This window comes from Shewanella sp. K8 (assembly GCF_028823715.1).
Classification (GTDB): domain Bacteria; phylum Pseudomonadota; class Gammaproteobacteria; order Enterobacterales; family Shewanellaceae; genus Shewanella; species Shewanella algae.
On sequence record NZ_JAPEHY010000035.1, the window covers coordinates 14,116 to 34,821 of the forward strand.

The window sequence follows — 20,706 nt, forward strand, 5'->3', positions numbered from 1 at the left end:
CTGTTTACCTCAACTTCAGGGTGGCCAATCCCAGCAGAACCAGGAACAAAGAGATAATCCAGAAACGCACTATCACTCTGGGCTCGGGCCAACCTTTCAATTCATAGTGGTGGTGTATGGGTGCCATACGGAAAATCCGTTGGCCACGCAGCTTATAGGATCCAACCTGAAGGATGACTGACACAGTCTCCATTACGAATACACCGCCCATAATCACCAGCAAGATTTCCTGGCGTACCAGCACAGCCATGGTGCCGAGCGCTGCCCCCAGTGACAGCGAACCTACGTCGCCCATAAACACTTGCGCCGGATAGGTGTTGAACCAAAGGAAACCAAGACCGGCACCGACTATCGCGGTGCAGACAATCACCAATTCACCGGCGCCAGGCAGATGCGGAATATGCAGATAGCCGGCAAATTGCGCATGGCCGGAGAGGTAGGCAATAAGCGCAAACGCCGCCGCGACCATAACGGTCGGCATAATCGCCAAGCCATCGAGGCCATCGGTCAGGTTAACCGCATTGCTCGAACCCACTATGGTGAAGTAGGCCAAAACAACGAAGAACAGCCCCAGCTGCGGCATCACATCCTTGAAGAAAGGCACCACCAATTGGGTTTCACCCGGCAGGGCCGCGGTGGCGTAGAGATAAAAGGCCACAGCAATCGCTGCAAGCGACTGTAAAATGTACTTCCAACGGGCTACTAGGCCCTTGGGATCCTTGCGCACCACCTTGCGGTAATCATCGAGGAAGCCGATGAGGCCAAAGCTGCCCAGAACGAATAACATCACCCAGACATAACGGTTACCGAGATCGCCCCACAGCAGGACACTGATAAAGATCCCCGCCAGCACCAGCAATCCACCCATTGTTGGGGTGCCACGCTTACTGAAATGTGACTCAGGGCCGTCATTACGCACCACCTGGCCTATCTGCAAAAGCTGCAAACGTTCAATCAACTTGGGCCCCCACCAGAGCGCGAAGCTGAGGGCGGTTAACAACCCCAGAATCGCTCTGAAGGTCAAATAGGAAAACACGTTAAACCCGGTATAAAACTGGGTTAGATACTCCGCCAGATACACCAGCATCTACACTAACTCCCCACGCCCGAAGGCTGATTTAAGGGCCTCGACCACACGCTCCATACGCATGCTGCGTGAACCCTTGACCAATACAGTGACACTCCCTGACAACTGATTGATATATTTGACTAAACTTTCCACCAAACGCCCTTGGGTATCCAGATGTTCCGTACCAAACCCCTGGCTGGTGTTCTGAGTTAATTGACCGCAGCAAAACAGGGCATCTATCCCGGCCTCCCGGGCATACTCACCCAGCTCGCGATGCAAAAGGGGGGCATTGTCGCCTAATTCCCCCAAATCGCCCAGTACCAGAATGCGATTTCCGTGAATTTCGTGAAGCCAGTTGATCGCAGCCTTGACCGAGGCCGGATTGGCGTTATAGCTATCGTCGATCAGCTGCACTCGCCCAAGCTCAGTGGGCAGCATGCGTCCCTTGACCGGCTGCATCTGTTGCAAGCCTGAGATAATGCTTGCCATGTCCAGGCCCAGCGCCAGGCAAACCGAAGTTGCCGCCAGAGCATTGGCCACCTGATGTCGGCCGGCCAACGGTAGTGCCAGCGAATACTCCTGTTGCTGCCAGCAAAGAGTGCAGCGATAACGCCCCGAGGCATCGGCCTGTAAATCTTTGGCTGTCAACTCGGCTGCTGCGTCAATGCCATAGCTTAACTGACGGTAGCCTAACGCAGCCTGACGCATTACCTCGGCGTATCTGTCATCGGCATTGATAATGGCGCAGCCGTCCGGAGATAAGTGATTGAAAATCTCGGATTTGGCCGCCGCCACACCGGCCTCTGAGCCAAACCCTTCGAGGTGTGCGCTGGCAACATTGTTCACCAGGGCAACATCCGGGCGCACTATGGCCGAGGTGTAATCAATTTCACCCTTGTGGTTAGCGCCAAGCTCAAATACCGCGTATTCGTGTTCAGGCTCCAGTCGCAAGGCTGTTAGCGGCACGCCTATATCGTTGTTGAAGTTACCGGCGGTGTAGAGCACCTTGGCATGTTGCGACAATATGGTCGCCAACATCTCCTTGACGCTGGTCTTGCCGTTGGAGCCGGTCAAGGCAACACACTTGAGTGATACCAGGCTACGTACCATGGCCGCCAGTTGCCCCAGGGCCTGGTGAGGGGCGGCCACCAGCAGCTGCGGCACATCGAGTGCCAACTCGCGGCTGACCAGGAGCGCTGCGGCGCCATTTTTGACCGCCGTTGGCGCAAACTCATGGGCGTCGAAGCGCTCACCCTTGAGGGCGATAAACAAACTTTGGGTGCCTATATCGCGGCTATCTGTGCTGACACTCTCAATCAACTGCTCTGCGGCAGTCGCTGGAATCAACTTGGCATTCAGCGCCGTGGCTATCTGTTGCAGGGTCAAAGGGATCATGCTTTGCCTCCGCTAAGTTCCAGCGCCAAGGCCCGCTCATCGTAGTGATGACGGCTTCCGGCAACTTCCTGATAGGTTTCATGCCCCTTGCCGGCCAGCAAAATCACATCTCCCGCCTCTGCCTGGGCGCAAACCTGTTTAATGGCTGTCACCCTATCGACACAGGAGAATGCCGCCTCGGGGCGAGTCAGCCCGGCCATGACTTCATCAATGATGGTTTGTGGCTCTTCACTGCGAGTATTGTCGCTGGTGACCATCAAGCGGTCGGCAAAAGCCTCGGCAGCACTGGCCATCAGCGGCCGCTTGCCCTTGTCACGATCGCCGCCGCAGCCAAATACACACCAGAGGCGGTTGTCGGTATGCAGCCGCAGCGCCTTGAGCGCTTGCTCCAGCGCATCCGGGGTGTGGGCATAATCCACCACCAGCGAAAAACCTTTTCTCGACGGGAAACACTCCATCCGTCCGGGCACGGGCTTCAGGGCCGGTGACACTGTCAGCAGCTTTTGCAGCGGATACCCCATGGCATAGAGCGCCGTCAGCGCCGCCAACAGATTGGAGAGATTGAATTCGCCCAGCAGCGGGGTCTCCAGCACGCCTTTGCCTTCCGGCCAGTGGATCTCGGCGCGCACGCCCTTGGCGTGATATTGAGGATTAACGGCAACAACTGCCGCTCTGGGATCTTGCTTAATGCTATAGCCGAGCAACTTGGCCTTGGGCAGCTCCTCGAACCAGGCCTGCCCTGTGGCGTCATCCAGGTTAATCACCGCGTGTTTGAGACAGGCAAATCGCATCAGCCTCAATTTGGCGGCGGCATAAGCCTCCATGGTCTGGTGATAATCCAGATGATCCCGGCTCAGGTTGGTAAACACAGCCACTTCAAAGGGCGCGGCTTCTACCCGTCCCTGCACCAAACCGTGGCTGGATACTTCCATGGCGCAGACGCTGACATCCATCTGCTCAAAAGCCTTGAGCTGGGCCATCACGGCCAAGGCATCACTGGTAGTATTGGTCGCTTCCTGGAGCTCCCCCAGCAAACCGTTCCCCAAAGTGCCCATAACACCGGCCTTTTCGCCGAGCAAAGACACCCACTGGGCGACAAGCTGGCTGACAGAAGTCTTGCCATTGGTGCCGGTAATCCCCACCAGGCGAGGCTTGACTGCGTGAATGCCATAGAACTGGGCCGCCAGCGCCGATAGCTGCCGACTCAGTTGAAAAAAGTAGATGGTTAAGCCTTGCTCCCGCTCCACCTTGCCGTGGGCATCCGGATCGTCCGTATGCAGCAAGGCAGCCGCGGCTCCCTTGTTGAAGGCGGCGGCAACATACTCCCGACCATCGGCCTGATGTCCGGGAACGGCCACGAAAAGGCCACCTTCAACCACTTTCCGACTGTCTAGACAGGGCTCGGCCACCGCCTCCGCGCCGGAATAATGAAACCAGGGAGCCAGCAGATCCCGCAATAACATCATTCTGCTCTCCTAGGTACCTGAGCCAGTTGCACGCGAGTATCATCACTCACAGGCTCCACATTCAACATCTGCAACGCGCCGGACATCACCTTGCCAAACACAGGTGCCGCCACCACGCCGCCGTAATATCTGTCCCCTTTGGGCTCGTTGATCACCACGACCATGGCGAGCCTGGGGTTATTGGCCGGCGCGACACCGGCAAACAGGGCAACATAGTCATCGCCATAGCCACCAGCTATCGCCTTACGACTGGTGCCCGACTTACCGGCGACCGGATAGCCTTCAATGTGCGCCCGAGTGCCTGTGCCGCCCTTCTCGGTCACGCCCACCAGCATGTTGATCACATCGCGGGCCACGTCCGGGGCTATTACCCGGGTGCCTTCCGGCGGTTGCTTCAGTTTAAGAATCGATACCGGGTAAAGCATGCCGCCACTGCCCAAAGTGGCGTACATACGCGCCAATTGCAGCGGGGTAGCGGTCAGGCCATAGCCGAAGGACAGAGTCGCCCGTTCAAAGTCGGACCATCTGTGTCTGTCCTGCACCAAACCGGCACTCTCGCCGGTCAGGTTGATCCCTGAATAGTTGCCGAGCCCCATGGACTGATAGGTGCCCAGAAGCTGCTGCACCGGCATTTCCAGTGCCAACTTACTGATCCCCACGTTACTGGACTTGATCAAAATCTTCGCCAGCGACATATCGCCATAGTTGCGGGCATCCCGCACCTGTCGACCACCGATACGCATCCAACCGGGTGATGTCGGGATCAACTCATCGCTCTTGACGATTCCGGCTTCCAGCGCAGCCACCACCACAAAGGGTTTCACTGTCGAACCCGGCTCGAAGGTGTCTGTCAGGGCGCGGTTACGCATCCTGTGGCTCTGCAGGTTTTCCCGCGAGTTGGGGTTATAGGAGGGGGTGTTGACCATCGCCAGCACTTCACCCGTGTGCACATCCAGCACCACCACAGAACCGGATGTTGCCTGGTTCATTTCGGTGGCACGCTTGAGTTCACGGTAAGCCAACTGCTGAATACGCTGATCTATGCTGAGCACCAGATCATTGGGGCTCTCGCCCTCCTGGATGATATCCAGCCGCTCAACCACCCGGCCGTCGCGGGACTTGCGCACCTTCTGCTTGGAGGGGGTGCCGGTCAGCCAGCTGTTGTAAGTGTTTTCAATGCCTTCGATGCCAACATCATCAATATTGGTGATCCCGACCAGCTGAGCGCTGATCTCACCGGCCGGATAGTAACGGCGTGATTCAGACTTGAGGTAAATACCAGGTAGCTTCAGTTGCTCGATATAGTGCGCTACCGCCGGGGTAACCTGGCGCTTGAGGTAGGTAAAGCGTTTCTTGGGGTTGGACTGCACCCTTGCCAACAGGTCATCCAGCGGCTCGTGCAATACATCGGCCAGCGCCCGCCAGCGGCGCATATCATTGAAGCCATCCTTGTCGTGAACCACCTTGGGGTCGGCGTAGACGGCACGCACAGGCACGCTGACGGCCAGCATCTCGCCATTGCGGTCAGTGATAAGCCCCCTTTGCACCTCGTTGGAGGTGGTTCGCAAAGTGCGCATATCACTCTCATGACGCAGTTTTTCCGGTTCTATCACCTGGATGTAGGCGGCACGTCCAACAAGCGAGACAAACAACAGGCAAACAAAAGCCACCACCACTTGCAGTCGCCAGTGGATCAGTTGGGGCTTTTGAATCCTTTTAGCCTGTTTTCTCATGGGAGTCTCACTACCACCTCTTCATTGGGTAAGGGCCTTATCATGTCCAATTCCTTGGTCGCAATCCGGGTTATCCGGCTGTGCTCTGCCTGCGACTGTTCTTCCAGCAACAGGTTGCGCCACTCAATGTCCAGGCGATCCCTTTCCTGTAACAGCTTGTCCAACTCACTGGTTTGGGTACGGCTGATGTGGCTGGTATATACCACGGCAACCGCATTACCCAGTACCAGCATGCCCAGCAAGAGGATCCATTTGTGCTGCCAAAGATCCTGCAGCACTATGCGCGCCAGATTGAGTTGCGACTTACTCACCGTCAACCTCAGTAAGGCAAACGCTCGGCAATTCTGAGTACAGAACTGCGGGCCCGGGCATTAACGGCAATCTCTTCATCCGACGGTTTCATCGCCTTGCCTATGGGCAACAGCTGCCGCGAGCGGTTGAGCTCGGCCTCGGTCACCGGCAAACCGTAGGGCACTTCCTCGCCTTTGCTGTGACGGCGGATAAAACGCTTCACCATGCGATCTTCAAGAGAATGGAAGCTGATGATCGACAGCCGTCCCTTGGGCGCCAGTACTTGCAGTGCCCCTTCCAGTGCTTGATCTATCTGATCCAGCTCGCTGTTGATATAGATGCGAATCGCCTGAAACACTCGAGTTGCCGGATGCTTGTTGCGCTCTTTGTGTTTGGTGATCCTTTCGATCAAGCCGGCCAAATCTTTGGTGCGCAAAAACGGCTTCTCATCACGGTCGGCGGCGATACAACGGGCGATATGGCGGGCGTTTTTCTCTTCACCATAGGTCTTGAATACCCAGGCCATATCTTCGACTTCGGCCCTGGCGAGCCACTGAGCCGCCGTTTCGCCCTGACTGTTATCCATCCGCATATCCAGTGGGCCATCACGCAGAAAACTAAAGCCTCGCTCGGCATCGTCCAGTTGCGGTGATGACACACCGAGATCCAGTAAGACACCGTCTATCTTGCCCACCAGCCCAAGTTGCTCAACATAGTCGGCCAACTGGCCAAAACCGCCATGGACTATGGTGAAACGCGGATCATCGGCAAACTGTTTGGCAGCTTCAATGGCCGCCGGGTCTCTATCGATGGCAATCAGCCGCCCCTGTTCACCCAGGCGGGAAAGGATCTGACGTGAGTGTCCGCCTCGACCGAAAGTGCCGTCGATATAGATGCCATCTGGGCGGATATTGAGCCCGTCTACCGTTTCTTGAAGCAGGACAGACAGGTGGGCAAAGTTTTGGCTCATCACTCTCTTCTTTAATCTGGTCTCACTCATCAGAGTGAGAAATCAGCCAGCCGCTCACTGGCGGTCAATCCCTGGCTCTTAATCATCTCCAGGCTGTCGGCCAGCTGCTGCTGCCAGACCTGCTCATCCCAGAGTTCGAATTTGTTCAACTGCCCGACCAACATGGTCTTCTTTTCCAAAGAGGCGTATTGCCTGAGCGGCGGAGTCAACAAAACCCGGCCGTTGGCATCCAACTCACATTCCTGGGCATAGCCCAACATCAGGCGCTTCATCGCCCGCTCCTGTGGTTGAAAATCAGACAGACCGAGCAGCTTGTCGGCGACTTTGTTCCATTCGTTTATCGGATAGATCAACAGGCAGGGAGATTGGATATCCACAGTGATTACCAGCTTGCCTTGATGATCGGCATGCAGAGGCTCGCGGTATCGCGTTGGCATAGCGATCCGCCCCTTGGCATCCAGATTCAAAGCACTTGCGCCGGAAAACACTTGGTTTCATCCTTGCTCAGTTAATAGATCCACAAAGATCCACAAATTCCCACAGATGCTAAGTTTAGGGATAGTCAACAAGGATTGTCAAGCAATGCAAACTCGAATAAAGCCAGTCACCAAGCGGGTTAGCAGCGTGTCACAACATTTTTTGAACAGCCGAATTCCAAGTGGCAAAAAGTGGTGCTACCGCCCCTGGCAGTGGAAAATTTCAACACTGACAGGGGAGATTTTCACAGTGAAAAGAAACGATTGTGGAGAAGTTTCCCGGATCCGGGCATTCAGGAGTGCGATCCAGTGCAAACTTCTGTGGCGGCAAAACTCGGCCAGGATAAACCACTATGCCAACCTTACAGCTGTATCTGAGGGTTAAATGTTAAATCATGGTTAACTAAAATTTCTTGCCCATATCAGAACAACAGGCTTTTCCTACATAGTGTTCAGAGCCTGAGTCAAAGATTTCAGCACTGTTTTGATACAGCCGGAACCTCAAAGGATAAATTCAGTCTAATTTTTAGGCGAAACAGGCCGATAAAGGATACAGAATAGGCTAACAGTTAAAGCATCTAACCGGCGCAAAAGCCGCCGGCACGGGGAACTCTAATGGGATTGGACAGCATTTACGCCATGTTGGCGCGCCCGGTCAAGGCGATATTTCAGCCCAAACGCGAAGTGGAGCAGGTCAAGACCAGCTCCGCCATAGCGCCCGACAGCCACGAAGCCCCGCAATCGCAACTGCCTCCCGAAATAGACAAGCGTGAAAAAGTCGCTGATCGCCGCAAAGAGCAGAAAGGCTTTGCCCACGAGCGGCGTAAACATAACCGCCGCCAGGAAGATGAAGAAAGGGATGAGTCCAGGGCGCAAGAAGAGGGCAAGGGTCAGATCATAGATATCGATGTCTGACCCTGCCAATAAATGTCATTGAATCAAGGCTTCACAGCTGCGCCGCCACCCGCTGACGTATCTCGGCCAAATTGGTTTCACGAAGCAGTTTGCCATCCTCATAAACAGTTTGCAGCAGCCCCAGGGCTTCTTCAGTCACCGAAACATCGTCTCGCAGCACCAGCTCACCGTCTTGCATAACCACTTGCAGTAGCCCCTTGGCGGAACGCTTTTGGCTATCAGTCTTGGGTGCCTTGAAAATCGCCAGCGGCTCGCCGTCTTTTATCACGTGGGTCGCCTTGACTGCCGAGCCATGGGTATCTCGGGTGACATATTGATAGCTGTATGAGCCAATCCCCAGCACGACTTTGGAAGCAAAACCTTTATCCATCAAACGCTGCAGTATTTGTCGTTGGCGCTCGAGCGTGATGGCATCGCCATAAATGGCACCCACATGGTTATCCAATAACTTGTAACCCTTGTCGGTCAAGGTGCCACCAAAAATCTCCCACAGGCACTCGATAAGCCCCTTCACCTCGCAGGCCATCAGGGTTTGCCGCTGCAGACCGATAAACTCACCATGCCAACTTATCGCCTCATAACCGTTATCGGCCGCCTTTTGCAATGCTTCATCCAGGCCACATTCGCGGATAAGTGATTCAGGCGCCAGCTTATAACCGCTGAGAATGGTCACAGGGTCGCCGGAATCAGGGCGGATCACCAGGGTGCCGTCACGCTCGAGGATCTCCTGCTTGAGTTCAGGTAAGTATTGAGTCACCAGAGTCCAGAAATCCCAGGTATCGGACACCACACTGAGGATCCCCTTGGGAGACTGGGTCTGCATCAGATAACGGAAGAAGGCTATCTCCCCTTCGAGGATCCAGGAACAGGTCACCGAGTGCTCGGTGGCATCCACTGAGGCGCCGACCAACTCCTTATCGACATCGGCACCATAGTACTTCTCGGCAAACAGCACCGCCGGAATGGTGTCGGTTCCAACAAAACCGCTGGCCAAATGACCAAAACCACTCATGGCAGCGGCCTGCTTACCGAACATGCCGCGAAAACTGAAGTCATGCCCCTGAAACGCTACCATCTCGGCAGGCAGGCCTGTCTTGTCGGCGAACTCTTTAAAGGTACGCAGGTAAGCAACGGCCGTGGTGGCACTGGTTTGTATCGGCCAGTTTTCACAACTAAGCACAGTTTCTATCATGTTGGTCAACCAGGGGAAATCCGGATGGGTGTTGACTATGGTCAACGGCGGCACCAGATAAGGCACCAGAGTCCCCTCTTCCAGCGCCTTGATCCTCAGCGGTAAATACCCAAGGTCGTGGAGTTTTTCCAGATAAGAAACATCGACGCTGTACCCCAGCATGGCACTGAGTATGCGCTTATGGGCGGCCACGGCCTGCTCCTTGGGCTGACGAAAGAAGCTGTCCCACTCCTCCATCAAATAGCTCTTGATAAAATACTGCAGTCCAACAAAGGCGACTTTGTCATTGTCTGCTATGTTGGCATTGCGACCGCTGCGGGAAGTGAAGTTGGCATACACCTCGGTCACCTGAGGATGATAGGCGCGACCATGAAACTCTTTGTAGACATCCTTCTGCATTGAGGGGGCGATGATACTCATAATAAACTCCTTTTATTCAAACAGTTTCAAGGTGTGCAGCTCGACAATTTGCGACTCAAACGGATGCAATGGGCACACAGAATCTGTGGTAAACACGGCATCAATCAAACCTTCCAGCGGTTCGATTCCGCGGGAAAACAGGCCATGGGTCACATAGAGTCCCACTCGGGCGGCGCCTTTTTGTTTCAAAAGCCGCGCCAGCTCGATAAAGGTTCTGCCACCGTCACAAATATCATCCAGGATCAGCAGACTGCGGCCAGCGACATCGGCGTCCAACTCGGATGCCAATATGGCGCCCGTCGCCGGATCCCGGCGTTTACTGGCCTGAAACACTTCGGCCTCAATCCCGGCGGTACTCAGCGCATCGGCAACCGTGGCTATCTTGTGGCTAGCGCCCTTGTCCGGCGCCAGCAGTGCCGCCTGGTGGGTTTGCAGCCACTGCTTCAGCTGCGCAAACTGACAAACCAGCTGCGCCTGATGTACCTGCTCGGCCTCCAGCAGTTGCTCACTGACCACCGAGTGCAGATCCCAGCAGCGGATCTGGCTGAAGCCGGCATTTCGCAGCAACCCCGCCATCACGGCGGCGGAAAAGGCCTCACCGGCGACGCAAACCCTGTCTTGGCGGGCATAGGGGAAATAGGGAAGTTGCAGTGAAACCTGAATGCCGGGGGCGGCGCGGTCCAAAGCATCTTTGATCAGCAGCAGCTGCATGATGGCATCACTGCTCTGCAACCTGGCGTAGATAATCGCGCTCTGTACCTGTTGTCCATCAAAACCCGCCAGACGCACATGCTGCTCACCACCAGCAAACTGCCATTGCTCAACAGTCAAAGCCTGTCGGGTTGCATCTTTGTTTACTAGCTCAATACTGATATCCATATCGCTCACCATTAAGTGTCTTAGTGACACTTAATCTAAAGCAACGAGCTGGAGTGGTCAAGCTTATTTTGAGTCAAAAGGACACTTATCTAAAAAGAAGAATTAAAACAATGGATAAGATAGTGGTAAACCAAAGAAGCTCAAATGAAGTTTCAAGCTTCCAGGTTGCGTACAAAGCGATAATCGGCAGCTTCAGGCAATACCCGGTAGAGCTGGGGTGGGCGACCGACTTCGACCTGGCCCTCTCCACAGGGGGCGAGCACGCCGGCCTGCTCGATTCGCCGCCGGAAAGATTTCTTCTGCAGTGGCTTACCCAGAATAGCCTCATGCACTCGCTGCAACTCGGCCAGGGTAAACAATTCCGGCAGGGCAAAAGCCGCCACCAGGCTGTAAAGCGCCTTTTGGCGTAAGCGCTCCTGTGCCAAGGCTATGATCTCGGCGTGATCAAAGGCCAAGTGTTCGGGCAGCGACTGCAAGCTGAACCAGCGGCTCTCTTCAGAACCTTCCATGACAGGTTCAAGATGAGGCATCAGCGCATAATAGCTGATGGTGACCGACCAGCCTCTGGGATCCCGGCTGCCATTGCCTATACTCTGTAACTGCTCCAGGTAGGGCGGCACTATCCCGGTCTTTTGCTTAAGTTTGCGCTTGGCCGAAGCATCGATATCCTCATCCTGCTGCAGATCGATAAAGCCTCCCGGCAATGCCCACATCCCTTTGTAGGGAAACCCGGAACGCTTGACCAAGAGCACACACAATTGCCTTTCTCGCACACAGAGCAGCACGCTGTCGACACTGGTCAACGGCAGCGGATAATCATGGATATTGTATTGCGCCAGATATTCGGCTTCAGTCGTCACTGTCATGGCGGGCTCACTTTGGTGTCTTTGGGGCACTATTTTGAGTCACTATTCAATGGGAGACAATAACAGCCGACAAGAAACCGCCCGGCACATCACAGTTCGTCGGTTTCATGCCAGTGGCGACAACGGTCCACCGCCTTCTGCCAACCGCGGTAATAAAGCTCCCGCCGTCCTTCATCCATGGCCGGCTCGAAGCAACGTTCAACATCGCTCCGGTGAGAAAGATCTTCCACCGAGTCCCAGAAACCACAGGCAAGACCGGCCAAAAATGCCGCTCCCATGGCGGTAGTTTCGGTCAAGGCCGGCCGCAGTACTTGAGTATCTGTGATATCGGCCTGAAACTGCATCAGGAAGTCGTTACTCACGGCGCCGCCATCCACCCTCAGCTGCTTGAGTGCAACAGCGCTATCTTTACTCATGGCATCCAGCAGATCCCGGCTCTGATAGGCGATGGATTCCAGCGCCGCACGTATGATGTGGTTGCGGTTTACGCCGCGGGTCAATCCTTGCAAAGAGCCGCGGGCGTTGGCATCCCAATAAGGGGCTCCCAGCCCGACAAATGCCGGCACCAGATAAACCCCATTGGTATCTTCTACCTTGGAGGCAAAGTACTCTGTGTCCTGGGCATCACGAATAAGCCCCAATTCGTCCCTCAGCCACTGTATGGTCGCGCCGCCCATAAATACCGAGCCTTCCAGCGCATATTGCACCTCGCCCTTGGGGCCTACAGCCACAGTTGTCAGCAACCCATGCTCTGAGCGCACCGCCTTGTCACCTGTGTTCATCAGCAAAAAGCAGCCGGTGCCATAGGTATTCTTGGCCATGCCGGGTTCGACGCACAGCTGGCCGAACAGCGCCGCCTGCTGATCCCCGGCCATGCCGGCGATGAGAATTTCACTGCCCTCACCGGCAATCCGGGTTGTGCCATAGATAGCCATCGACGGCTTGACCTCGGGCAACAACGAAGCTGGGATGTCCAGCGCCTGTAACAGGGTCTGATCCCAGCATTGTTTGTGGATATTGTAGAGCATGGTGCGCGACGCATTGGTGGGGTCGGTCACATGCACCTTGCCCTCGGTCAGCTTCCATACCAGCCAGCTGTCGATAGTACCAAAGAGCAACTCGCCTCTTTCGGCCCGCTCGCGGGCACCCTCGACATTATCCAGCAGCCACTTAATCTTGGTGGCCGAAAAATAGGGATCCAGTAACAAACCTGTATTGTCGCGGACATAGTCCTCCAGCCCCTCGGCCTTGAGCTGCTCACAGATCTCCTTGCTGCGCCGACACTGCCAAACAATGGCGTTGGCAACTGGCTTACCTGTGAGCTTATCCCAGATGACAGTGGTTTCCCGCTGATTGGTAATGCCGATGGCCGCCACTTCGTCACTGTGGATCCCGGCGCGGGCGATGACCTCTATCAGTGTCGAACTCTGGGATGCCCAGATTTCCATGGGATCATGCTCGACCCAGCCGGGTTGCGGGTAGTGCTGACTGAACTCTCGCTGGGAGACGGCCACGATATTGGCCTGTTGATCGAAAATAATCGCCCGTGAGCTGGTAGTACCCTGATCCAGGGCAATAATATATTTCTTTTGCACGTGAAAGCTTTCTTGGGTTGGCTGAATTAATTTTGCTGCCAAGGCTGATCGCCTCGGGGTAAGCCGATTTCCGCTTCGGGAATATCACACTCCTGCGCCGGGTAGTACCAGACGGCGGCAATCTTATCGCCCCTCAAGGTATAAACGCCCATATTACATTGGCTATTTTGCTCGCCATCCTGCTGCCAGCTGACCTTTTCCAGGGTACTGACATAGTTACCCGAGCTCAGCGAGCCAAGAATACTGGCCTTGGCCCCCGGCAAAGTTTGAAAATAGTCGGTCATAGCCGCGCCCAATTCCGAATGCCCGGAAGCCTGCAGATCGACCTTGGTGATGCTGACATTAAACCAAGTCACGTCTTCCGTGGTTTGCGCCAACATCAGCTCAATCTTTTGCTCATTGAAACCTTGAATAAACATACTGACAGGATCTGACTCGGCCAAACTCGGCATTGAAATCAGAGAGATAGCACTGGCAAACAGGAATGGATATTTCATGGGCTTATTATTTTTTGTTGGCAATAGCATGAATATAAGCCCTGAGCTCGGCCACGCCAAGTATAAAACAGCCCTGAGCGCACTCCCACCAGCGATTAAACAGCCCTGAGCTCGCTCCCACCAGCGATTAAACAGCCTTGAGTGCAGCCGCGCCAAGTTTAACACCGCCTTGAGCCAGACTAGGCCTGATATGAAAAAGCCCCGCTTGGCGGGGCTCTTGTCTCATTCCTTGGCCGGAATGGTATTACATCTTGTAGGTCACTTGCAGACCCGCCAACCAGACGTGGCCGCTGGCATCGCCCTGGAAGGCAACCTTAGCCAGGCCCATCAGATCCTGAGTCTCGTTGATAGGAGCATCACCGTGGGCGCGGATATAGGTCAGACCCAGATCCACTGTCAGGTTCTTGCTGGGGGCATAACCGGCACCCACACTGAACCAGAGACGGTCGGTATCTGGAATAGTGATAGTACGGTATTCATCGTCAACCGCTGTCTTATCCAAGGCCACACCGGCACGCAACAACCACTCGTTGTTCAGCTGATAGCTGGTACCCAGAGCAAAGCGCCAGTTGTCTTTGAAGTTTTCTTCCTTCACCAGATCGGATTCCAGGCCGCCGATAGGCTTCTGCTCACCAGGGAAATAAGCCACCAGCTTGTTGAACACACTCCAGTCGGTCCAGTTGATGCTGGCGTGCATCGCCCAGTTGTCAGTCAACTGATGGTAAGAAGCCAGCTCGGCAAATGCCGGCAGCTCCAATGGCAGGTAGCCTTCAACCTCGGCTGTACCGCCGGTATAGACCAGGCCGCGCGCCTGACCATCCAGATCCAGCTCAACGTGGCTGTGATAGGCGATACCCAGGCGGTGATTAGCATTGATCTGCCAGCTGGCACCTAGCTGCCAACCATAACCAAAGTCATCACCTTCCAGATGCTTGAGCTCGGTGCCGGCGGCAGGCAGACGAGAAGTTACCTCTGCCGGCAAGCCAGGGATAGCACGAACGCCTTCTATCCAGCCAGGAACAGATGCGCCTATCTCACCGTCACCATACACACCGCGCAGACCGGCACCCACAGTGAAGTGCTCATCAATGCGGTAAGCAATATTGGTGTTCAGCTCTACAGTAGTCACCGCGGTCTTGTTACCAAAAATGGAGGCGGCGTGAGCGGCCGGCAGTTCGGTAGACAGACCATAGTTGGAGTTCAGTGCCAGACCCCAGGTCCAACTGTCGTTGAGCTGATTGGAGTAATAGAAGTTAGGTACTGCGGCATTATCGGCCACATCGAGCGCATCAGCATTCATGGTTACAGAGAATGGCAGTTTATCTGACAGTGATGTCAATGACACCCGCCCCGTGGCGTCAACGTCCGGCATCACATAGATGGCACCGGCAGAGATCTGCCGACCTTCAAGATAGCTGAGCATGGCAGGGTTACGCCCCTGAGCCGCAGGGTTATCGGCCATGGCCGCTTCACCGGCGAAGGCACGTCCAAGTCCGGTCGCGGAAGATTCTGCCAGTTGGAAACCAGCTGCTTGAACCTGAGTCGTTGCTCCCACAAAGCTGGCCGCAATGGCGACAGCAATAAGTTGTTTCTTCATTGTTATTCTCTGTCTGTTTATTTAGCAATTTCTGAATAGAGTAATAACTCCATTTTGTTGCGGCGCAGTTTACTGACACAGAATATCTTTGCAAGCAGCAAGCAAAAAACAGGATAAACAACCACAAAAATCAACAAATAAAGACGTAAAAGTGACACAAGTCACGCCATCAGTGCTTAAAACAGAGAGGAAACGGCATTAATGTTTGCTGAAAAGAATTGAAACCCAAAAGGAAAAAAGCTATCAACTTGAAAAACAGGAATAAATCATCAATCCACCATAAAAACACTTGTTCACTTAATTTAAGTCAGACAAACAGCATAAATCACTAAGCATTCAAAGTTGCAGTCTACTTCCCTATGAACAAAACCTATAACCAAATGTTTTTAAAAAATAAATTATAGGTAATTACAGTCAACATGCTTGTTTGGAACACAAGAGAGCAGACCTGTTACCAAGCCACTGGTCTGCTCTTGTACAAGTGTACGCTGAAATAATAGACGGGATTAGGCGCGCCAGCCCGGCAGCCCGGCTTCATAATCGGCGATGGCCTGCTCATGGGACAGAGTCAGGCCGATGGCATCCAATCCATTGAGCAGCTTATGACGGGCAGATTCAGCCAGTTGAAATGCAAAGCGTTTCCCGGATGGTGAAACAACCTGGCACTGCTGCAGGTCGACTTTGATTTCACAGCCTTCGGTCGCCGTTACCTCCTCAAACAACTGCTGCACCTCAGCGGCCTCAAGGATCACCGGCAATAATCCATTATTGATGGCGTTGCCGTAAAAGATATCGGCAAAGCTGGGCGCAATAATCACCCGCAAACCATAGTCGGCCAGGGCCCAAGGCGCGTGTTCACGGCTGGAGCCACAACCGAAGTTTTCCCGCGCCAGTAAAATAGAGGCTCCCTGATATCTGGGCTGGTTCATCACAAAGGCAGGATCCGGCTGCTCACCGGCATCATCCAGATAGCGCCAGTCGTGAAAGAGATGGACACCGAAGCCATCCTTGGTGACCTTGGACAGAAACTGTTTGGGGATGATCTGATCTGTATCCACATTGGCGCTATCCAATGGCACCGCAATTCCCTGATGAATAGTAAAAGCCTGCATTTTATTTCTCCTGGCCAGCGTGGCGGATATCGACAAAGTGCCCGGCAATGGCGGCAGCGGCTGCCATGGCAGGACTCACCAGATGGGTACGGCTGCCGCGTCCCTGCCGCCCCTCAAAGTTACGGTTACTGGTTGAGGCGCAGCGATCGCCGCTTTCCAGGCGATCATCATTCATCGCCAGGCACATGGAGCAGCCCGGCAAGCGCCACTCAAACCCGGCCTCGACAAACAGTTTGTCCAAGCCTTCGGCTTCGGCCTGAGCCTTTACTTGTCCTGAGCCAGGCACCACTATGGCGGTCACGCCGTCAGCCACCCGTCGACCGCGGATCTGCGCCGCGGCGCTACGCAGATCTTCGATACGTGAATTGGTGCATGAACCGATAAAGACCTTGTTGATGGCCACATCCGTCATCAGGGTACCCGGAGTCAAACCTATGTAATTCAGCGCCTTTTCCATACTGCCGCGCACTGTGGCATCGGCCTCCTCGGCGGGGTTGGGCACAGGTTTATCTATGGCCACCACTTGGCCCGGATTCGTGCCCCAGGTAAGTTGCGGCGCGATTTCACTGCCTTCCAACTCCACATAAGCATCGAAGATGGCATCTTCATCGGACTTGAGCGTCTTCCAGGCTGTCAGGGCGGCATCCCAGTCGGCCCCCTTGGGCGCAAACTGACGTCCCTCAAGATAGGCGAACGTGGTTTCATCCGGCGCGACCATGCCGGCCTTGGCACCCATCTCAATCGCCATGTTGCACAGCGTCATGCGCCCTTCCATCGACAGGGTGCGAATCGCGTCACCGCAAAACTCCACCACATAGCCGGTGCCGCCATCCATGCCTATCTTGCCGATAATCGCCAGTACCACATCCTTGGCGGTAATGCCCTCACCCAGTTGCCCCTTGACCTCGACTCTCATGGTCTTGGCCTTGAGTTGCCGCAGCGTTTGGGTGGCCAGCACATGCTCTACCTCTGAGGTGCCAATACCGAAGGCCAGCGCGCCAAAGGCGCCGTGGGTAGCTGTATGGGAATCGCCACAGACAATAACCGTACCCGGCAGGGTAATGCCCAGCTCAGACCCCATCACATGCACTATGCCCTGATTGGGGTGGTGAATGTCATACAAACGCACACCGAATTCGCGACAGTTCTGTGCCAGGGTTTCAACTTGAGTGCGCGCCATGGGGCTCAAGGCGTCCAGACTGGCGCTCTTGGTCGAGGTGTTATGATCCATGGTGGCAAAGGTCTTATCCGGTGCCCGAAGTGTGCGCCCGGCCATCTTCAGGCCACTGAAGGCCTGGGGTGAGGTCACCTCGTGCACCAGATGACGGTCGACGTAAATAATCGGTGCTTCCCCCGCCGGCGTCGCCACCAGGTGGGCATCCCACACCTTTTCATACAATGTCTTGCCCATTACACCCCCTCCCGAATCGCATTGGCGATATAGTCGCCCATCTCTGCCGTGGTCTTGGCATTATCCCGCTGCTCCGGCGCCAACAACTCACAGGTAAAGAAGCCATCTGCCAGCGCCTTGCCTACGGCGCGCTCTATCGCTGCCGCCGCCTCTTCCTGCTGCAAGCTGTGGCGCAACATCAAGGCCGCCGACAAGATCTGCGCTACCGGGTTGGCAATCCCCATGCCGGCAATATCCGGGGCACTGCCACCGGCCGGTTCATAGAGACCAAAACCACTGCTGTTGATGGAAGCCGATGACAACAGCCCCATGGAGCCGGTCAACATGGCGATTTCATCGGAAAGTATGTCGCCGAACAGGTTGGAGCACAGCATCACATCAAAGTCCCAGGGGCGACGCAGCAGTTGCATGGTGGCATTGTCAATATAGATGTGTTCCAGTTCCACATCCGGATACTCGCTCGCGACCTGCTCGACCACTTCACGCCAAAGTACCGAGCAGGCCAGCACGTTGGCCTTGTCGACCGAAGTCACCTTGCCGCGGCGGCCGCGGGCGGCCTCGAAGGCGATATGGGCGATACGGCGGATCTCGGCGCGGCTGTATCTCATGGTGTCAAACGCCTCTTCGCTCTCGCCCTCCCCCTGACGCCCCTTGGGTTTGCCAAAGTAGATACCGCCTGTCAGTTCACGCACGCACAGCACATCAAACCCTTTGGCCGAGATATCGGCGCGCAGCGGCGACAGATGTTCCAGCCCCTGATGTAACTTGGCCGGTCTCAGGTTACTGAATAAGCCGAAATGGCCCCTCAGTGGCAACAGCGCGCCGCGCTCGGGCTGTTCATTGGGAGGCAGTTTTTCCCATTTGGGGCCGCCTACCGAGCCGAACAGAATTGCATCTGCCGCTTCACAGCCGGCCAGGGTCGATGCCGGCAACGGGCAGCCATGGTTATCTATCGCTATGCCGCCGACATCATATTCGGCGTACTCCATTGCCAGACCAAAGCGTTGCTCTACCGCCGTCAGCACCTTACGGGCCTGGGCCATGACTTCCGGGCCTATGCCGTCGCCGGCCAATACCGCTATCTGATAACTCATACGCCACCCAACTCCTTTCTCTGTTGTATTTTCTGTTTATGATCCGCCACCTGGTCGGCGCGCTGAATAAGGTTCATCACATGCACCAGGGCCGCGGCCGAAGCCTCGACCACATCGGTAGCCAAGCCGACACCGTGGAAATTGCGCCCCTGATACTGAGCCGTTATATCCACCTGCCCCAGCGCATTCTGGCCTTCGCCTTTGGCGCTCAACTTATAGCTGCAGATATCTACGCTCTGGCCGCTGGCACGGGCTATCGCCTTATAGGCGGCATCCACAGGGCCATTGCCGGTGGCGGCTTCGGTCACTACCTCACCGGCGGCTTCAATACGTACAGTGGCGGTGGCCATGCCCTCGGTAGAGTCGGATTGCACCACCAGCTGCTGCAACTGGAAGTGGTCGTCGGCCGCCGCTCGGCCCTCCATATACACCAAGGCTTCCAGGTCATAGTCGAACACCTGGCCCTTCTTGTCGGCCAGTTTCAGGAAGGCGTCGTACAGTTGGTCCAATGAATAATCCTGCTCTGAATAACCCATCTGCTCCATTCGATGCTTGATCACATGGCGGCCGGAGCGTGAGGTCATATTCAGGTGATTGCGATTCAGGCCTATGCTCTCAGGTGTCATGATTTCATAGGTGTTTTGCGCCTTTAACATGCCGTCTTGATGGATACCGGATGAATGGGTAAAGGCATTGGCGCCCACTATCGCCTTGTTGGCCTGGATCGGCATATTGCATAGCTGGCTCACCATGGAGGAGGTGCGGTGAATTTCCTGAGCCTTGATACCTGTCTCCAGCCCCAGGATGTCTTTGCGGGTCGCCAGGATCATGGCAATCTCTTCCAGTGAGCAGTTACCGGCCCGTTCACCTATGCCGTTGATTGTACACTCAATCTGCCGGGCTCCCTGTTGCACCGCCATGATGGAGTTGGCGACCGACAATCCCAAATCGTCGTGGCAGTGCACAGAGATCACCGCCTGATCGATATTGGGCACCCGGTTGAACAGGGTTTGAATAATGCCGCCGAACTCGCTGGGAATGGTATAGCCCACTGTGTCCGGAATATTGATGGTGCGGGCACCGGCTTCGATGGCCGCCTCAACCATGCGACACAGATTATCTATCGGGGTCCGGCCGGCATCTTCGCAGGAAAACTCCACATCATCGGTAAAACGCCTGGCATACTTCACCGCCCCTACCGCCATCTCCAGCACTTGGTCGAAGGAGCGCTTCAGCTTGCTCTGCACATGGATATTTGACGTTGAAATAAAGGTATGAATGCGGAACTGATCCGCGACCGACAAGGCCTGGGCCGCAGCGTCGATATCTTTCTCCAGTGCCCGCGACAGGGCGCAGACCCGACTGTTTTTGATGGTACGTGCTATGGTCTGTACCGACTCAAAGTCGCCGGGAGAGGAAACCGGGAACCCCACCTCCATGATGTCGACCCCCAGGCGCTCGAGAGCCATGGCTATCTGCAGTTTTTCTTTCACTGTCAGGCTGGCAGCCAGCGCCTGCTCGCCGTCCCGTAAGGTGGTATCGAAAATAAACACTCTGTCAGACATCTGGATTCTCCATTCAGGGGTTTCGATTGATTTTTCCCGTGCCAGAAACAAAAAACCCCGCGGTTTCTGGCGCGGGGTTTTGAGTTCTGGCTTGCTAATCGACGTGCAAGTCTAGCTCCTCCGCGCAGGGACTGCGAGAGTAAGGAGGAGGAGAGACAGTTGC

General features: G+C 55.2%; 18 protein-coding genes. 1 reads left to right on the top strand and 17 read right to left on the bottom strand.

Translation table 11 applies throughout. The features are described from left to right. Positions 1-4: 4 nt before the first annotated feature. From mraY to mraZ, 7 genes are read right to left on the bottom strand one after another with little or no spacing between them, the layout of a single operon-like run. Positions 5-1,087, bottom strand: coding sequence for a phospho-N-acetylmuramoyl-pentapeptide-transferase (mraY, locus tag ON072_RS16955; protein ID WP_071237737.1), 1,083 nt, complete (start codon positions 1,085-1,087; stop codon positions 5-7). Next, complete coding sequence (locus tag ON072_RS16960; RefSeq protein WP_261752987.1) at positions 1,088-2,464, bottom strand: UDP-N-acetylmuramoyl-tripeptide--D-alanyl-D-alanine ligase; 1,377 nt, start codon at positions 2,462-2,464, stop codon at positions 1,088-1,090. Then, on the bottom strand, positions 2,461-3,930 hold the full coding sequence (gene murE, locus ON072_RS16965) for a UDP-N-acetylmuramoyl-L-alanyl-D-glutamate--2,6-diaminopimelate ligase (RefSeq protein WP_144218869.1): 1,470 nt from the start codon (positions 3,928-3,930) through the stop codon (positions 2,461-2,463). The genes ON072_RS16960 and murE overlap by 4 nt, the downstream gene beginning before the upstream one ends. Then, on the bottom strand, positions 3,927-5,663 hold the full coding sequence (locus ON072_RS16970; RefSeq protein ID WP_025010888.1) for a penicillin-binding transpeptidase domain-containing protein: 1,737 nt from the start codon (positions 5,661-5,663) through the stop codon (positions 3,927-3,929). Before ON072_RS16970 ends, murE begins: the two co-directional genes overlap by 4 nt. Continuing rightward, the gene (gene ftsL / locus ON072_RS16975; RefSeq protein ID WP_025010887.1) at positions 5,660-5,974 is read right to left on the bottom strand and encodes a cell division protein FtsL; all 315 of its coding nucleotides are present in this window, start codon (positions 5,972-5,974) and stop codon (positions 5,660-5,662) included. Before ftsL ends, ON072_RS16970 begins: the two co-directional genes overlap by 4 nt. Before the next feature lie 8 nt (positions 5,975-5,982). Next, the gene (gene rsmH / locus ON072_RS16980; protein WP_025010886.1) at positions 5,983-6,924 is read right to left on the bottom strand and encodes a 16S rRNA (cytosine(1402)-N(4))-methyltransferase RsmH; all 942 of its coding nucleotides are present in this window, start codon (positions 6,922-6,924) and stop codon (positions 5,983-5,985) included. A gap of 29 nt (positions 6,925-6,953) precedes the next feature. Next, the gene (gene mraZ / locus ON072_RS16985) at positions 6,954-7,412 is read right to left on the bottom strand and encodes a division/cell wall cluster transcriptional repressor MraZ (protein ID WP_025010885.1); all 459 of its coding nucleotides are present in this window, start codon (positions 7,410-7,412) and stop codon (positions 6,954-6,956) included. 603 nt (positions 7,413-8,015) lie between these two features. On the opposite strand from mraZ, the gene ON072_RS16990 reads away from it, so the two are divergent. Next, on the top strand, positions 8,016-8,315 hold the full coding sequence (locus tag ON072_RS16990) for a hypothetical protein (protein ID WP_144218867.1): 300 nt from the start codon (positions 8,016-8,018) through the stop codon (positions 8,313-8,315). Positions 8,316-8,346: 31 nt separating this feature from the next. On the opposite strand, the gene ON072_RS16995 is transcribed toward ON072_RS16990, so the two are convergent. From ON072_RS16995 to leuA, 10 genes are all read right to left on the bottom strand, one after another. Continuing rightward, positions 8,347-9,927: a nicotinate phosphoribosyltransferase gene (locus tag ON072_RS16995; RefSeq protein WP_261752985.1), complete on the bottom strand. Its 1,581-nt coding sequence runs from the start codon at positions 9,925-9,927 to the stop codon at positions 8,347-8,349. 12 nt (positions 9,928-9,939) lie between these two features. Further along, positions 9,940-10,806: a ribose-phosphate diphosphokinase gene (gene prs / locus ON072_RS17000; RefSeq protein WP_159352547.1), complete on the bottom strand. Its 867-nt coding sequence runs from the start codon at positions 10,804-10,806 to the stop codon at positions 9,940-9,942. A gap of 152 nt (positions 10,807-10,958) precedes the next feature. Next, complete coding sequence (locus ON072_RS17005) at positions 10,959-11,672, bottom strand: NUDIX hydrolase (protein WP_261752984.1); 714 nt, start codon at positions 11,670-11,672, stop codon at positions 10,959-10,961. Positions 11,673-11,761: 89 nt separating this feature from the next. After that, a complete protein-coding gene (gene glpK / locus ON072_RS17010) occupies positions 11,762-13,267 on the bottom strand; it encodes a glycerol kinase GlpK (protein ID WP_261752983.1) in 1,506 nt (501 codons plus the stop codon). A gap of 26 nt (positions 13,268-13,293) precedes the next feature. Beyond that, the gene (locus ON072_RS17015) at positions 13,294-13,764 is read right to left on the bottom strand and encodes a nuclear transport factor 2 family protein (RefSeq protein WP_044733539.1); all 471 of its coding nucleotides are present in this window, start codon (positions 13,762-13,764) and stop codon (positions 13,294-13,296) included. A gap of 244 nt (positions 13,765-14,008) precedes the next feature. Next, positions 14,009-15,361, bottom strand: coding sequence for an outer membrane protein transport protein (locus ON072_RS17020; protein ID WP_261752982.1), 1,353 nt, complete (start codon positions 15,359-15,361; stop codon positions 14,009-14,011). Positions 15,362-15,867: 506 nt separating this feature from the next. Continuing rightward, positions 15,868-16,473, bottom strand: a complete 606-nt coding sequence (gene leuD, locus ON072_RS17025) for a 3-isopropylmalate dehydratase small subunit (protein ID WP_261752981.1) — start codon at positions 16,471-16,473, stop codon at positions 15,868-15,870. A gap of 1 nt (position 16,474) precedes the next feature. After that, positions 16,475-17,884 carry a 3-isopropylmalate dehydratase large subunit gene (gene leuC, locus ON072_RS17030; protein WP_261752980.1) on the bottom strand — a complete coding sequence of 470 codons (1,410 nt, stop codon included), beginning with the start codon at positions 17,882-17,884 and terminating at the stop codon, positions 16,475-16,477. Then, the gene (gene leuB, locus ON072_RS17035; protein ID WP_025888147.1) at positions 17,884-18,978 is read right to left on the bottom strand and encodes a 3-isopropylmalate dehydrogenase; all 1,095 of its coding nucleotides are present in this window, start codon (positions 18,976-18,978) and stop codon (positions 17,884-17,886) included. Before leuB ends, leuC begins: the two co-directional genes overlap by 1 nt. Further along, positions 18,975-20,543 (bottom strand): 2-isopropylmalate synthase, encoded by a 1,569-nt coding sequence (gene leuA, locus ON072_RS17040; RefSeq protein ID WP_025888145.1) that lies wholly within the window; start codon positions 20,541-20,543, stop codon positions 18,975-18,977. The genes leuB and leuA overlap by 4 nt, the downstream gene beginning before the upstream one ends. Positions 20,544-20,706 lie beyond the last annotated feature (163 nt).

Bases quoted from the DNA above. Each gene is read 5' to 3' on its own strand.
- mraY (WP_071237737.1), bottom strand. From the start codon at position 1,087: ATGCTGGTGTATCTGGCGGAGTATCTAACCCAGTTTTATACCGGGTTT.
- ON072_RS16960 (WP_261752987.1), bottom strand. From the start codon at position 2,464: ATGATCCCTTTGACCCTGCAACAGATAGCCACGGCGCTGAATGCCAAG.
- murE (WP_144218869.1), bottom strand. From the start codon at position 3,930: ATGATGTTATTGCGGGATCTGCTGGCTCCCTGGTTTCATTATTCCGGC.
- ON072_RS16970 (WP_025010888.1), bottom strand. From the start codon at position 5,663: ATGAGAAAACAGGCTAAAAGGATTCAAAAGCCCCAACTGATCCACTGG.
- rsmH (WP_025010886.1), bottom strand. From the start codon at position 6,924: ATGAGCCAAAACTTTGCCCACCTGTCTGTCCTGCTTCAAGAAACGGTA.
- ON072_RS16990 (WP_144218867.1), top strand. From the start codon at position 8,016: ATGGGATTGGACAGCATTTACGCCATGTTGGCGCGCCCGGTCAAGGCG.
- ON072_RS16995 (WP_261752985.1), bottom strand. From the start codon at position 9,927: ATGAGTATCATCGCCCCCTCAATGCAGAAGGATGTCTACAAAGAGTTT.
- prs (WP_159352547.1), bottom strand. From the start codon at position 10,806: ATGGATATCAGTATTGAGCTAGTAAACAAAGATGCAACCCGACAGGCT.
- ON072_RS17005 (WP_261752984.1), bottom strand. From the start codon at position 11,672: ATGACAGTGACGACTGAAGCCGAATATCTGGCGCAATACAATATCCAT.
- ON072_RS17015 (WP_044733539.1), bottom strand. From the start codon at position 13,764: ATGAAATATCCATTCCTGTTTGCCAGTGCTATCTCTCTGATTTCAATG.
- ON072_RS17020 (WP_261752982.1), bottom strand. From the start codon at position 15,361: ATGAAGAAACAACTTATTGCTGTCGCCATTGCGGCCAGCTTTGTGGGA.
- leuD (WP_261752981.1), bottom strand. From the start codon at position 16,473: ATGCAGGCTTTTACTATTCATCAGGGAATTGCGGTGCCATTGGATAGC.
- leuC (WP_261752980.1), bottom strand. From the start codon at position 17,884: ATGGGCAAGACATTGTATGAAAAGGTGTGGGATGCCCACCTGGTGGCG.
- leuB (WP_025888147.1), bottom strand. From the start codon at position 18,978: ATGAGTTATCAGATAGCGGTATTGGCCGGCGACGGCATAGGCCCGGAA.
- leuA (WP_025888145.1), bottom strand. From the start codon at position 20,543: ATGTCTGACAGAGTGTTTATTTTCGATACCACCTTACGGGACGGCGAG.